The organism is Haladaptatus sp. ZSTT2 (assembly GCF_037081775.1).
Lineage (GTDB): Archaea > Halobacteriota > Halobacteria > Halobacteriales > Halococcaceae > QDMS2.
In genome coordinates, this window is the sequence record NZ_JBAMHQ010000001.1 from 2188534 (window position 1) to 2201203 (window position 12670).

Consider the following 12670-nt stretch of genomic DNA (forward strand, 5'->3'; position numbering starts at 1 on the left):
TAAAATCATCTATTTTTTGACCACTGTCCAACTATTGGACAGATAGTAGGGGTTTATTTTTGTGTGAGTGATTGACCGGTGTATGTCAGAGGACTTCCCATTGCCAGACAACCTCCCAGTACCGGAAGACGATGGTGCGGCCGACCATCTCCGCGGGATGGAACTGCCTGAGCTGTCACTCCCAGCAACCGACGGCACCACCGTTTCTCTCCACAAGCTTCCGCCGCGAACGGTCATCTATGTCTATCCGCTGACGGGGCGGCCAGACACGGACGTGATTCCAGCGGGCTGGGAAGCGGTCCCGGGTGCCCGTGGCTGTACGCCCGAGTCGCTCGGCTTTCGCAGTCAGTACGAGGCGCTCAGAGAGAGTGGGGTCGGTGAGGTCTACGGACTGTCTACACAGACGAGTGAGTACCAACGCGAGGCCCGTGACCGGCTGGACCTTCCCTTTGAGCTGCTCAGCGATGCCGAGTGGGAGGTGGCGACGGCACTCGAGTTACCGACGTTCACCATTGAGGGGGCCGACTATCTGAAGCGGTTGACGCTGGTCGTGTCTGACGGGAGAATCGAACACGTCTTCTATCCGATTTTCCCTCCAGACGAGCACGCAGGCAACGTTCTGGCGTGGGTGAGCAACGACTCCCAGTAACGAGCCAGTCAGACCGTGGGCTCTAGTTTAATAGTGGCGTGGCATGTCACCACATACATGAGCGAAAACGGCGTGGTCGTTCGCATCTTCACCGCCCCCGATACGGGAGACGAGATGGTCGAACACGAGTCGGTAAACGCGGTCGAAGACCGGGGCATCGAGGGTGACCGCTATTTCAAGGGCAAGGGCATCTGGAACGAGTGGGAAGACAATCCGAACAACGAGGCGAGCGACATCACCTTCATCGAACTGGAGGCCATCGAAGCCGTCCGCGAGGATTACAACATCGCCCTCGCCCTCGGGGATGCGCGCCGGAACGTCGTGACGCGCGACGTGGCGCTCAACCATCTCGTCGGCAAACGGTTTCAGGTTGGTGACGCCGTCTGTGAGGGGCTGAATCTCTGTGAGCCCTGTGGGTACATGCAGGGGCTTGTCGGAAAGGGAAAAGTCGCAGATGCACTGAAACATCGCGGCGGCCTCGATGCACGAGTCATCGAGTCTGGACGAATCGAACGTGACGACGCGATTATTCTCTAATTCCACCAGCTACCGATGACTGATTCAACTCATCCACTCGAAGTCGCCCTCGGTGACTCACTGACGCTCCGTGTCCGCACTGGCCCTGACCACCCAGAGGGCGGCAATCACCTCTGCTACATCGATATTCTCGATGACGACGAACAGATAGCGAGCATCAACTCGCCGTCGAAACCGTGGGAGAACTTTACGCGTGCGATGGTAAGCCAAATCGTCGCCAAACGGGTCGACGGCTACGAGTCTGCCGAGGCAGTGAGCGACCGCATGTACGAGGCGTTCGAAGCCCGAAAAGCCGAATTTGACGCGATTTACGGCTGGGACTAACCCGAGCCGCCGGTGAATCGCGCTTTTTCGTTGAAGGTGGGACGGGCACTGAGAGACAACTTTTGAGACTTCACTCCGGTTACGGTGCCTCGCCTCGATACGGACATTCACTGCCCGACCGCCAATGACCACACTCCTCGATGCTCCGGTCTCTACACACGGCGCACCGTTCCGGGGGCGCACAGCGGTTGAAAAATTCCACAACCAGTGTCGTTTCGATGCCGACACACACCCAATCGTACGCGACCGGGTCGAAGGTCAACGTCCCGTGTTCGGCCAATCCGATGAGCGTGATTGCTTCGTAGGCGATGTGTTCGACGTGCGTTATCGTAGAGAGCGGACCGTCTTCGGTGTAGTCGAATCTCGTGTCGCAACACGTATCGCAGCGGTCTTTCTGAACGAGGTCGCGGGCGACGCCGGTGGCGAGTTCGTCCGCACCCGCGATGATGGCATCTATGAGTCGTTCGGTAATCTCGTCTGCAAAGCCACCCTCTGGAACTTCGATGCGCATGGTGCTCACCGCCGCGTTCCAAACAGACTCGATTCGGACGGGCTACTGTCTTCTTGAACCGCGAGCCACTCGCGTTTGTGCTGACGCCCTCGCTGTTCGACTTCGCCAGCAGGGACGGGTGGTGGGTTGCGTTCGAACGCTGCGCGCGTCGGCGCGTCCAGCTCTCTCCGGATGATGTCGTATTCCTCGGGGAACTGGGCGCAGAGGAGCCACGGTTTGTAATGGGGGACTGCATTGAACGCGATGCGAGTTGGCTCGCGCGTCCACGTCTCAATGTACACTAGCTTGTTCACGTACTGTCGATATTCAACATCGTCGAACGAGCCGCGTCGAATCTCTGCGACGATGAAGTCTGACTGGAGGTCGTCGTAGTGAAGCTTCGGAAACCGAAACGGCGCAAATGCTGGACGGACGCTGAGTTGCACCCGGTCTGCGGTTCCCTGCCTAATTTTCGCCTTCTCATCGCACACTCGATTCCACTCCCACCGATGACGAGTCGCCCAGATGCGCCGAGAGAGTGGGTCTTCTTCCCCGTTCCAGTTCCACTTACCGAAGTCCTCTTCGTTAAACGCTTCATTGCGCGTCGTGGCTCCAAGTTCGCGTCGAATGGTGTCGAACACGGTCGGGTGTTTCAGCGCAAGTCGCCAGATGGTGGCGCGGATTCCGTTGGCAGTAGTCGCCCTGAGCGTCGGTGCGATGCCGATTCGTGTGTACCACTCGACGTAGACGAGGTCGTTTACGAACCTTCGGTGGTCGAGGTCTTCGAACGCACCCCGTCGGATTTCTGCTCGGATGTGCGCAGAGTGCACCTCGTCGTACGGAATCTGTGGGAAGTGGCAGGATTCGAAGCCTGTGCCAGCAAGAGGCATGGCTTTGCATACAACTGGAGGTAATATTAGCTTATCGGATTATTACTAGTATGAATATTTGGGTGGTGTAGTGGGCAGTCTCAAAATCGAGGAGCCGATTTCGACTACGAATGTGAGTAAACCCAGCGCGCATTCGGCGTCAACTCCCTTCGATTCGATAGCCCACATCTTCATCAAGGAATCGTCCGATATCCTCCACTTCCGCGTCTAACGTCGCGTGCCAATCGGCGAGAAACTCGTCGAACGGTACGAAAATCACTTCTGTCTGGCGCTTCGAGCGGTCAAGTTTCCACGTTGCGATCGCGCGACCATCGTGGATAACGGTGGGTTGAATCATACCTCCACCCGGCCAGATGTTGCTTTCCTTTGCTGGCGAAACAGCGAATTCCCGACTTGCGTACCCGAGGAGATAGGTGTCGAAACGGGGGAGCAATCGGAGCGACGATTCCTGAATATCATCCTGATTGGGAACGTCTCCGGCCAACATCTCGATTCTATCTCCACCGTCGTTGACGACGGTTCGTTCGTCCTCGATTGCCGCCCACGCGGCTCGAACGTCAGCCATCGGCAATTTCGACCACGAGGCGAAGTCCGCGAGGGATGCGGGTTGATACGCAGAAAGGTAGCGCCGCGCGAGGGTTCGCAAGCTGGCTTCTCTCTTCGGGAACTCTCGTATCCCCACCCACTCGCTGAGCAGTCCGTACGCCTCAGCCCCGTCTACCGGTGCGACCTTGCAGACGAGTCCCTGCAATGCCGCACGGAGGATGAGGTGAAACGGGGCCTGACCACGAGCGTCGAACGCAAACCCGGCTCGCTGGACCGACTCCACAATCTCCGCTCGGGTGAGCGGTCCATGGTCGTCGATTGCGTCGTGAATCGTCTCGACTGCGTTCGCGCTTGCATCGTCGTCAAACCCAAGGTCGCTGAGTCGTTTCCGCCCCCGGGCGACGAACACGGGGCCGAACACCGACAGCAACCATGGAACGTCTTCGGTGGCGACGAGATGGAGGGTGCCTCGCATGCACCAGGTTCGAACGACGCTCCGGTTCTCGAACAAGGCCGCTTCCACGTCCGCGGCGGTCACGCCCGAACTCCGTGTTCTAATACCGAGCGTCGCTGCCCCCGCATCCTGCGCTTGGAGGCCACAGACACGGGAGAGTACGTCCGGAACGTCTGTGGCAGTCCCTGTGTCGAGTAGCTGAGAACGCAGACGAAGCCGTCTCACCTCGTCATCGGAGAACGTCCGTACCATACGAATTTTACGGTGAAGGGCCAGAAAGCACTATCTCCGAACTGGCTGGTCGAGAACGAAGACGATGGTCTTCACTCTGTCATCCGAACGTTACTCCGCCTCTCGTTCCGCGTCTAAATCGTATGCACCCGGATGGTCGGAAGCCTTCCAGCCCTCTTTTCCGCTCCACGATTCGACGGCGAACCGATACACGGCCGTCCGGTCGATGGACTCCTCGCTCATGAGTTCGTAATCCTCGCCGGGGATGAGTTGTGGCGCGTATTTGTCCATGAACAGTTCGAGTACGCGGCGCTTTTCGGCTTCCGCAGAGACGAACGAGATGGTTCCGTAGGCGACCACGCTCGAATACTCGACGGTGAAGTTCACGGGTTCATCTGCGGGGATGAACCGTCCCATCTCGTGGGTCGTAAAAGACGCCCGCGGTTCGTCGCCCGCCCCCACGAGGTCGTGGGCGCGCCCGCCCTGTGCGCCGTGGAGGTATATCGCGCCCTCCTCGTCGTCGTAGACGAACAGTTGTGTCACGAGGTGCGGCGTGTCGTCGTCAATCAGCCCGATGACGCCCGATTTTTGGGTGGCGAGGAACGCTGGGATCCACTCCGGGTCGGAGACCGCTTTGCCCTGATAGCGGATGGTGTCGGTGATGTTCTCGATGTCGTCGCTCATGGCAAAAGGAGCGCGGGGAGAGAACATAGATTCGGAGGTTTCGGTACGTTTCCGTCACTCCATGAGTCGGAATGCGAGCACTGTAGCAAGCACGAATCGTCTCTGTCTGTTCACGTGGGTTCTGACAGCGTCTGCGTTGGGTTCAGCGGTCGTGGTGCATGCAGGGCGCGTATTCAGCACGCGTTGTTGAATCAACCGTTACTTCGCAGGATTGTCGGGTGAGAACGGGTCAGACGGCCGGCTCGATGTTCTGGTTGCGGTGGAACACGTTCTCGGGATCGTATTCGGCCTTGACCTCGGCGAGACGCTGGTAGGTGTCTGCACCGTAGGCTTCACGGACCCGTTGGGTACCGTCGTCGGCGTCAAGAAAATTCACGTAGACTCCCTCTCGATGGGGTTCGAGCGCGTCGAAAAAGCGACGGGTCCACGCTGTTTCCGACTCGGCGTACTTCTCCTCCTCGTCGGGACGCCAGACACCGTTGATGTTGAGGTTGTGAGGCGAGTTCCGCCCGGTGTAGGCGGTGGCGTCATCATCGATGTGGCTCACTGCGCCGCCGAGATGGAATAGCACCGAGTACGAGCGGGGTGATTCCGCCGAGAAAGCGTGGTCCACGAACACGTCAATCAGGTCATCGGACAGCTCCGGCAGATCGGTCGATTTCCAGTAGTAGTGCCATCCATGGGGGACGGTGCTGTCGAGCCCACCCTGGTGTGCCAAATAGGACTTGGCCGAAACTAGGTCGAGAAGCGGTGTCCCGTACTCACGCAGTGGTCGGAGGACGCGTTCACCCTCGTCGACTGGCCCGGCGTAGCAGGTGTTGATGGCAACGGCGGGTCGCCAATGAAGCTCCTCAGGGACAGCTGGGAGAGGAGGAACAGTCCCGAACTTGATGACGGTGCCAAGTTTGTCGGGAGCATCCCGCGCGAAGTCGCGATAGAAGCGTAGCACGTCGGCGGTGTCGTCCGCTGCCCAGTACACGGGGCCGGCGAGTACAGTTGGACCAACAGGGTGGAGGGCGAACTCAAAGGAAGTCACGATGCCGAAGTTTCCGCCACCGCCTCGGAGCGCCCAGAACAGATCCGGGTGCTCGTCGTCCGAGGCTCGGATGAATTCGCCAGTGGCGGTCACCACATCGGCCGAGCGCACGTTGTCGGCGGTGAGGCCGTGCGTGCGCATCATCCAGCCAATTCCACCGCCGAGTGTGAGTCCAGCGACGCCGGTGTGACTGACGATGCCGCCCGTGGTTGCCAAGCCGTGGACCTGGGTCTCGTGGTCAACATCACCCCACAGGGCACCGCCCTGTACTCGGGCGGTTCGTGCGCCCGGGTCAACCCACACGGCTCGCATCGCTGAGAGGTCGATAACGATTCCGTCGTCGCAGACGGCGGTGCCGGCAACATTGTGGCCGCCGCCGCGGACCGCGATTTCGAGGTCGTGGTCCCGTGCGAAGTTCACAGCCGCGATTACATCCGCGGTGCCTGCACACCTAGCGATGACCGCAGGATGGCGATCGATTGCCCCGTTCCAGACCGCACGGGCCTCGTGGTAGCCCTTGTCTTGGGGCTGGAGCAGGGTACCACGAAACGTTTTTCGGAAGTCGCTAACTGTTACCATCACGTAGGTCTTCTACCACACGAACTGCGTTAGCCGTTCCCATGGGACAATGGGTGATGAAAACCCATTCTACGTCTTACACGCCGAATCTGACAGTTGTTGGGTGAGTTAGTGCGGTCGAACAGCATATTGGGTGCGTATCGTTCCCGGTGCGGTAGGACCAGGTCAGGGGGGCGTCTGAGCAAAGAAGCCGTCCGCTATTAGATAGCTATGCAATTCTAGTACATGGCATATTTATACCCTCCCGAAACCTACATAATTGATGGTGATATAAATGGCGTTCTTAGTTGCAACGGCTACCGTGGCGGACTTCGAGGCGTGGAAATCCTCGTTCGACAGTAACGATTCCTTCCGCACTGAACACGGACAGCTGGGCTATCAGACCTTCCAGAGTGTGGACGATCCGAACGAGGTCGTCGTCCTGTTCGACTGGGATGACGCAGAAGATCCTCGTGCGTTCTTTGGGTCCGAAGAGATGCGTGAGCGGTTGGCGGCTGCAGGCGTGAAGGGGATGCCAGAACTGTCGGTCGTAAAGATGGTCGATCAGAAATCGGTTATCGAACCGTCTGCATAACCTGCACTCCTGCTGTTGACCCCACTTTCTAACGTTCCACTACATCGGTACGTAGCCTGAGCTTTCAGTCAATTGGACACAGAGATTTATCCAGTTCACAAGTGTTGTTCATCCAATGAGTCAACTGTCGGTCGATGACGCGAAGGAGGAAGCCGACCAAACTCTCGCCCTCGCCGTCGCACTCGGCATGTCCCTCGGCGCAGGACTCGGCGTTGTGTTCGGGGTTGTCTTCAACAATATCGCGCTGGGTATTGCAATCGGAACTTCAATTGGCCTTACGATTGGCCTCGTTATTGGTGGACAATTCGAAAAAGGCTGAAAGTCGACTGTTCGGGGTTAATCGTCAGCTGGAGCCATCTCTCTTTGCGCGAGTCGAGGAACTATCTCCTCGGTCGTGGTGGTTTCGTGTGCGATGAAGCCGTAGTTCGTGTAGGCGGCATCGAGCGCGGCTTTGCCAGCAGCGGCGGTTGCATCAGTAACGACGACGACCTCGAATCCAGCTTCAACGGCGTCGCGAAGATGTGATTCGACGCACAGATTCGCGCTCATTCCTGCGAGTACAATCGTGCTAATGTCGCGTTGGCGGAGTTGCGTGTTGATGTCGTTGCTCCAGAACCCACTGAGCTGCTTGTGTGGCGCGCACACGAAGGTGTTGTCGTCGGGTTCGAGTTCGGGAATAAAGTCGCTCCCTGAGCCAGCGCGGTCGAACATCCGGGTCTCGAACATCATCCCATCGATAGTGTTCAGGTGTTGCCAGCTTTCGTACTCGTCTTGCTCGTAGTAGTGTGGCGAATAGAACACCTTGATACCACCTTCACGGGCAGCGTCTCTCAGTTGAACCAGATTTTCGACGACATTGTTCTCCTCGACTGTTTCACCGACGTGATCCCAGACGACGCTTTCAGGCTTGAGGAAATCAACTTGTGGGTCGGTAATCAGCAGTACGGTTCGTTCTGGTACGAGTGTGATGGACATAGCTCATCATTAATAATGATGTTAGCCGATTGGATATAGATAGCGGTGTCCTTGAGGTTACCCCAAATACCACCACACATGCCACCACAGGAGAGTTCAGTGGTGGCTGTCTTTCGGGTTTATCGTCCTGCTTCACGCGACCACTCGATGCAGCAGTCTGTAGACGGTTGAATCGCTCCGTTTTCAGCCCGTTATGGTTGAATTCGAGAATGTGGCCAGAACCACTTTTTAACCCTCCCGGAAACTCACACTAAGACGAGCCATCCGTGGGAGGGCAGTGGTGGCGAACGCCTGCAGAAAAATGCTCAGCCAACTATGTTTCGAAGGAATCCAGGACACGACACAGCGTTGTTCGACCGAGCAGTCCTCGCAGAAGGGCACGCTGTGAGAGGTGAGAGAAGGTCAGTTTGCCATCCGGGTTCGAGTACGTACTCACCCAACTCGGTGGGAACGTTCATAGAACGCAACTCCTTACATGCTCTCTCAAAAATCGCGCCCAAGTGCAATGGGCAGCGTGGAGGCAACCATGACGAATGACCTGACACGGCGGCAACTGCTTTTGTTGGGTACGGCTGGGAGCGTTGGAGGTGCTGCGTGGTATGTGATTGGTCATACGATTCCTGAGCATGTAGCCTATGATTCGGAGCCATCTACGCCGGTCACCCCGAATGAATCGGCTATTCCAGAACGCTCTACGTATGACGATATTGACGTGCGTGGAGCGGTGTACATCCCCTCGCGAGCTTTCAACCTCTATCAGATGTGGCAGCAGTACGACCCGGCCGTCGTCGAACGAGACCTTTCGTATGCGAGGCAGGTAAACCTGAACGCAGTTCGGACGTGGCTGTGTTACGAAGCGTGGCTGGAAGACCCGGAGGCCCACGAAGCTGCTCTCGACCACTTCCTCCAGGCTGCAGACGACCGCGGCATTTCGGTTCTCATCGGCCTGTTCGATGCCATCGGAATCGAACCGACGCCAAGTCGACTTACGGATACCGACCCGAAGACCGCGATTGGGCTCAGCTCGCCATCGAGCATCGTGTTGTTCAATCGGGAGAAGTGGGACGAGCCGAGAGGGTTCGTCGATTGGTTCATGGAACGGTATCGCGATGATGATCGACTGCTCGGCATCGAAGTCATGAACGAACCGGGGTGGGAATCCTCGAAGTATGAGTTCGCAGCGGAGATGTTCGAACGGGTCGCCGCAAAACGAGGGAGCGTTCCGCTAACTGTCGGGGCGACGAGTCTGGTAAATAACGCAGACTACATCGACTGGGGGAGCGACATCCTCCAATTTCACTATAATTTCGCCTCGAATCCAGGGATGTTTCGGACGATGTTAGAGCGCGTGTCGTACATGCACGATGCGGTGGAATCCCCCATCTGGCTCACCGAGTGGCAGCGTGCACGCGCGTCGCCAAAGAAGCCGAGCGAACAGACTCCGAAGTATGCGAGTCTGGCGCCGCTCATCCACGAGTTTGGCTATGGGAACTTCTTCTGGTCGTTGATGGTAAAGCCAGCGTGGGTCGAACCACAGCGGAGTTACGGCGTTGTCAACGGCCTGTTTCACGAGGATGGGGCGGTCTGGAGTATGGAAGACGCTCACTCGATACAGGCGATGTCGGGTACGGCAGATTTCGAGGGCGAAGAGCGCAAGCGCGTTCCTGAGTGGGGGCAGGTGTAGTCGATGTCCGTGACACGAATCGATGGACGGACGACGATTTCTGAACCAGGAACGTACGAGTTGGCGACGGATATCGAACACGGGGGCGGGACACACCTCTCTGAAGCGTGTATTCGAATCGAATCCGATGACGTCGTTTTCGACGGCGCAGGGTACACGATCGATGGCTTTGGCGTGAGCGATACCTCCGGTATCTTCGTCACCGGATGTAGTAACGTGGTGATTCGAAACGTCACGCTCACCGAGTGGGATTACGGCATTTGGTTAGAGCACGTGACAAAGGGACGGGTTCTGAACTCACGCTTTGACAGAAATGGATACGGCCTATCGTTCGAAGAGACGAATCGAGTTTCTGTGACGGAGAACACCTTCACTGGAAACATCATCGGTATCGCCTTCGACTCGATGAGTAACGACTTCCTTCGGGACAACGTGTTCGAGTCGAACGTTGGCAGAGACGTCTATCGAGACGAACGTCGTGACTGACGTCTTCCTTACTTACGATTAACGTTTGCGGGCGAACTCCCGGCGAACGTTGATTCAGCGAGAACGGTGTGCTCGAGGAGCGCACCTCACGGGATGAAGACTAAGGTGAGCGTCCGCTTTCGTACACAACACACCTGTCTCCATGACTTCCACGCCAGACATCGTCGTTCTCCGCGAGGGAACAGAAGGGCTCTCGATGGAACCGTACGCAGCGGAACTCAGAAAACGCCTCCCCAACCGAACCGTCGCGCTCGCACGAACACCCACAGAGGAACGCGAACTGGTCTCTCACGCCCGTATCGTCACGGGCATCACTCTCGATGAATCGCTCCTCTCGCGGGCGTCGAAACTCGAACTGTTCGCCTGTACGTTCGCGGGGACTGACCACGTTCCGGTTGACGAACTCGCCGCCCGCGGGGTTGCCGTCACCAATGCGGGCGGCATTCACGCGCCGGGCATCGCAGAGCAAGCACTCGGCAACATGCTGGTGTTCACCCGGCGACTGCACGAAGGCTGGCGACGCAAGCAACGCGCCGAGTGGCGACACTTCCAGTCGGGCGAACTCACCGGCTGTACGGTCACGATTATCGGCCTCGGTTCGATTGGACAGGCGCTCGTCCAGCGTCTCCAGGGCTTCGAGGTGGACACCATCGGCATCCGCTACACGCCCGAGAGGGGTGGTCCGACCGACGAGGTGTGTGGTTTCGACGAAGCTGCCATCCACGACGCGCTCTCGCGGAGTGATTTCGTCGTCGTCGCCTGCCCGCTCACCGACGAGACGCGCGGCCTTATCGGGGAAGCTGAACTGGCCACGATGCCACCGCACGCCGTGCTCATCAACACCGCCCGCGGGCCGATTGTCGATACTGGCGCGCTCGTCTCTGCCCTCAGAGCGAACGCGATCAGCGGCGCTGCCCTCGACGTGACTGACCCCGAACCGCTCCCCGAAGCACATCCGCTGTGGACGCTCGAAAACTGCCTCATCACGCCGCATACGGGTGGCCACACGCCAAAACACTGGGAACGACTCGCGGATATTGTGGCTGAAAACGTCGGCCGCCTCGATGCGGGTGAGGAGTTGAAAAATCAAATCGTCGCTCCATCGAAGCCCCAATAGGGTCGGTGGAATCGGAGAGAATTTTCATAATTTTGAATGATTATTCATATGTGCAGAACACGTAGAAGCGCGGTTTTCACTCTGCCTAAGCCGTTTTGAACGGTCTGAACGATACGGAGGATGCAGAACGATATTTCGGATTTTTGTAGTATTCGACGTAGCTTCGCGTATGGTACAATTCGAACGCATCGCCACCGTCCTCATCGGGGGTGTGTTGGTCGTGGGGCTTGCCCTGCTCGCGCTCCCGGGGCGGCTCGCCGGGCTTCCGATTCCGTACGAACACCTGCTCGAAGTCGTCCTCTGGGGTACGACGGGGCTGTTTTTCGCCTCCGCAGTGCTCTGGGTCGCCTTGAGCTACGTCCTCGGCGCGGGGTATGAATCTCCGGCATCCGAGTACGGCGGCGACGACATTCAAGTGCGCATCCTGACCATCGATGCTGCGGAAGTCGTGCAATCGACGGTCGATTCGCTGCCCGACGAACTCACGGACAGACACGTCATCGCCGAAGAACCCATCGAGATAGACGGCGCGGAGGTACACGTCGTCCCCGACGAGTTCGAGTGTACGGCCGTCCAGAAGGGTCGTGCCATCGAGTGGGCACGCCGGACGCTTCCGTGCGACCGCGAGTTCGTTCTCTACCTCGACGAGGACAGCATCGTCGAGCACTTCGACGGCCTCCCGGACGCAGATGTCGTGCAACTGCGCGAGCGGCCGCGTCGAACCGGTTCCGTGCTCTCGTATCTCGCAGACGTGTATCGGATGGGCGTCCAAATTGAACAGCGCGCGTTTGCCCGTCTTCAAATCCCGCTGTTCGCATGGGGTGGCGGTATCGCGGTGCGAACCGAACTCGAGAACGAGGTCACGTGGGACCGCGAGACGCTCGTCGAGGACACGGCCTTCGTCTGGGCGGCGGCCCAACAGTTCGACATCGACTTCGCGCTTTCCACGAGCACGTGTTCGAACGAAGCCCCACCGTCGCTCGGTGAAATCCTCCAGCAACGACGGCGCTGGGCGGCGGGCAATATCGAAGCGACCGCGCTCCTGCCGCGGCCGTACCGTGCCTTGACGCGCATCCGTAACTTCGCGTGGGCGCTTTCGCCGATTGTCACCGTCGTCGCGTTGCCCCTCGCGCTGGTCGGCGTGAGCGTGGTCTACGCTGGGCTGTTCCTGCTTGCGTCGATGTCACTCGCCGTCTTCACCGCGTTCTGGTTCGTCCGTGGCCTCCTCTACTACGGTGTGTCCGAGTTCAAGTGGGTGTTCGCGCTCCCGCTCGTGCCGCTCATCAGCGTCGTCCACTCGATGGGGACGGTTGTCGGGATTCTCCACCCACCGTCGTCGTTCCGCGTGACGGAGAAGGTTGGAACCGGAAAGTAACGGCCCGGTCTCGTTGCTCGCGTTCAGTGAGCTCTGTGT

The 12670-nt window shown here is 58.4% G+C and carries 15 protein-coding genes; 9 read left to right on the plus strand and 6 right to left on the minus strand.

Annotated features, from left to right (window positions below):
• The first annotated feature begins 82 nt into the window (after positions 1–82).
• From V5N13_RS11945 to V5N13_RS11955, 3 genes are read left to right on the plus strand one after another with little or no spacing between them, the layout of a single operon-like run.
• The gene (locus V5N13_RS11945; protein ID WP_336360942.1) at positions 83–649 is read left to right on the plus strand and encodes a peroxiredoxin; all 567 of its coding nucleotides are present in this window, start codon (positions 83–85) and stop codon (positions 647–649) included.
• A 57-nt stretch (positions 650–706) separates the two neighbouring features.
• Positions 707–1186: an MOSC domain-containing protein gene (locus V5N13_RS11950; RefSeq protein ID WP_336360943.1), complete on the plus strand. Its 480-nt coding sequence runs from the start codon at positions 707–709 to the stop codon at positions 1184–1186.
• Between the two features lie 15 nt (positions 1187–1201).
• The gene (locus V5N13_RS11955; RefSeq protein ID WP_336360944.1) at positions 1202–1510 is read left to right on the plus strand and encodes a hypothetical protein; all 309 of its coding nucleotides are present in this window, start codon (positions 1202–1204) and stop codon (positions 1508–1510) included.
• 79 nt (positions 1511–1589) lie between these two features.
• Here V5N13_RS11955 and V5N13_RS11960 read toward each other — a convergent pair whose 3' ends face one another.
• From V5N13_RS11960 to V5N13_RS11980, 5 genes are all read right to left on the minus strand, one after another.
• Positions 1590–2021: a hypothetical protein gene (locus V5N13_RS11960; protein ID WP_336360945.1), complete on the minus strand. Its 432-nt coding sequence runs from the start codon at positions 2019–2021 to the stop codon at positions 1590–1592.
• A 5-nt stretch (positions 2022–2026) separates the two neighbouring features.
• Complete coding sequence (locus V5N13_RS11965) at positions 2027–2890, minus strand: hypothetical protein (RefSeq protein ID WP_336360946.1); 864 nt, start codon at positions 2888–2890, stop codon at positions 2027–2029.
• A 139-nt stretch (positions 2891–3029) separates the two neighbouring features.
• Complete coding sequence (locus V5N13_RS11970; protein WP_336360947.1) at positions 3030–4142, minus strand: winged helix DNA-binding domain-containing protein; 1113 nt, start codon at positions 4140–4142, stop codon at positions 3030–3032.
• A 90-nt stretch (positions 4143–4232) separates the two neighbouring features.
• Positions 4233–4805, minus strand: coding sequence for a pyridoxamine 5'-phosphate oxidase family protein (locus V5N13_RS11975; RefSeq protein WP_336360948.1), 573 nt, complete (start codon positions 4803–4805; stop codon positions 4233–4235).
• Between the two features lie 229 nt (positions 4806–5034).
• Positions 5035–6420: an FAD-binding oxidoreductase gene (locus V5N13_RS11980; protein WP_336360949.1), complete on the minus strand. Its 1386-nt coding sequence runs from the start codon at positions 6418–6420 to the stop codon at positions 5035–5037.
• A 274-nt stretch (positions 6421–6694) separates the two neighbouring features.
• Here V5N13_RS11980 and V5N13_RS11985 point away from each other — a divergent pair, with 274 nt between their 5' ends.
• Positions 6695–6994, plus strand: a complete 300-nt coding sequence (locus tag V5N13_RS11985) for an antibiotic biosynthesis monooxygenase (protein WP_336360950.1) — start codon at positions 6695–6697, stop codon at positions 6992–6994.
• Between the two features lie 115 nt (positions 6995–7109).
• The gene (locus tag V5N13_RS11990; protein ID WP_336360951.1) at positions 7110–7313 is read left to right on the plus strand and encodes a hypothetical protein; all 204 of its coding nucleotides are present in this window, start codon (positions 7110–7112) and stop codon (positions 7311–7313) included.
• Positions 7314–7330: 17 nt separating this feature from the next.
• Here the strand turns inward: V5N13_RS11990 and V5N13_RS11995 are convergent, their stop codons facing one another.
• Positions 7331–7969 carry a cysteine hydrolase family protein gene (locus tag V5N13_RS11995; RefSeq protein ID WP_336360952.1) on the minus strand — a complete coding sequence of 213 codons (639 nt, stop codon included), beginning with the start codon at positions 7967–7969 and terminating at the stop codon, positions 7331–7333.
• Positions 7970–8729: 760 nt separating this feature from the next.
• Between V5N13_RS11995 and V5N13_RS12000 the strand changes: the two genes are divergently transcribed.
• The 4 genes from V5N13_RS12000 to V5N13_RS12015 all read left to right on the plus strand — a co-directional run bounded on the left by V5N13_RS12000 (position 8730) and on the right by V5N13_RS12015 (position 12631).
• Positions 8730–9653 carry a glycoside hydrolase gene (locus tag V5N13_RS12000; protein ID WP_336360953.1) on the plus strand — a complete coding sequence of 308 codons (924 nt, stop codon included), beginning with the start codon at positions 8730–8732 and terminating at the stop codon, positions 9651–9653.
• A 3-nt stretch (positions 9654–9656) separates the two neighbouring features.
• Entirely contained in the window at positions 9657–10139 is a 483-nt protein-coding gene (locus tag V5N13_RS12005; protein ID WP_336360954.1) for a NosD domain-containing protein, read from the plus strand.
• Between the two features lie 142 nt (positions 10140–10281).
• Positions 10282–11256 carry a D-2-hydroxyacid dehydrogenase gene (locus V5N13_RS12010; protein WP_336360955.1) on the plus strand — a complete coding sequence of 325 codons (975 nt, stop codon included), beginning with the start codon at positions 10282–10284 and terminating at the stop codon, positions 11254–11256.
• Between the two features lie 169 nt (positions 11257–11425).
• Positions 11426–12631 carry a glycosyltransferase gene (locus V5N13_RS12015; RefSeq protein ID WP_336360956.1) on the plus strand — a complete coding sequence of 402 codons (1206 nt, stop codon included), beginning with the start codon at positions 11426–11428 and terminating at the stop codon, positions 12629–12631.
• The last annotated feature ends 39 nt before the right edge of the window (positions 12632–12670 follow it).

Bases quoted from the DNA above. Each gene is read 5' to 3' on its own strand.
- V5N13_RS11950 (WP_336360943.1), top strand. From the start codon at position 707: ATGAGCGAAAACGGCGTGGTCGTTCGCATCTTCACCGCCCCCGATACG.
- V5N13_RS11960 (WP_336360945.1), bottom strand. From the start codon at position 2,021: ATGCGCATCGAAGTTCCAGAGGGTGGCTTTGCAGACGAGATTACCGAA.
- V5N13_RS11970 (WP_336360947.1), bottom strand. From the start codon at position 4,142: ATGGTACGGACGTTCTCCGATGACGAGGTGAGACGGCTTCGTCTGCGT.
- V5N13_RS11945 (WP_336360942.1), top strand. From the start codon at position 83: ATGTCAGAGGACTTCCCATTGCCAGACAACCTCCCAGTACCGGAAGAC.
- V5N13_RS12000 (WP_336360953.1), top strand. From the start codon at position 8,730: ATGTGGCAGCAGTACGACCCGGCCGTCGTCGAACGAGACCTTTCGTAT.
- V5N13_RS12010 (WP_336360955.1), top strand. From the start codon at position 10,282: ATGACTTCCACGCCAGACATCGTCGTTCTCCGCGAGGGAACAGAAGGG.
- V5N13_RS11955 (WP_336360944.1), top strand. From the start codon at position 1,202: ATGACTGATTCAACTCATCCACTCGAAGTCGCCCTCGGTGACTCACTG.
- V5N13_RS11965 (WP_336360946.1), bottom strand. From the start codon at position 2,890: ATGCCTCTTGCTGGCACAGGCTTCGAATCCTGCCACTTCCCACAGATT.
- V5N13_RS11980 (WP_336360949.1), bottom strand. From the start codon at position 6,420: ATGGTAACAGTTAGCGACTTCCGAAAAACGTTTCGTGGTACCCTGCTC.
- V5N13_RS11995 (WP_336360952.1), bottom strand. From the start codon at position 7,969: ATGTCCATCACACTCGTACCAGAACGAACCGTACTGCTGATTACCGAC.
- V5N13_RS12015 (WP_336360956.1), top strand. From the start codon at position 11,426: ATGGTACAATTCGAACGCATCGCCACCGTCCTCATCGGGGGTGTGTTG.
- V5N13_RS12005 (WP_336360954.1), top strand. From the start codon at position 9,657: ATGTCCGTGACACGAATCGATGGACGGACGACGATTTCTGAACCAGGA.
- V5N13_RS11975 (WP_336360948.1), bottom strand. From the start codon at position 4,805: ATGAGCGACGACATCGAGAACATCACCGACACCATCCGCTATCAGGGC.
- V5N13_RS11985 (WP_336360950.1), top strand. From the start codon at position 6,695: ATGGCGTTCTTAGTTGCAACGGCTACCGTGGCGGACTTCGAGGCGTGG.
- V5N13_RS11990 (WP_336360951.1), top strand. From the start codon at position 7,110: ATGAGTCAACTGTCGGTCGATGACGCGAAGGAGGAAGCCGACCAAACT.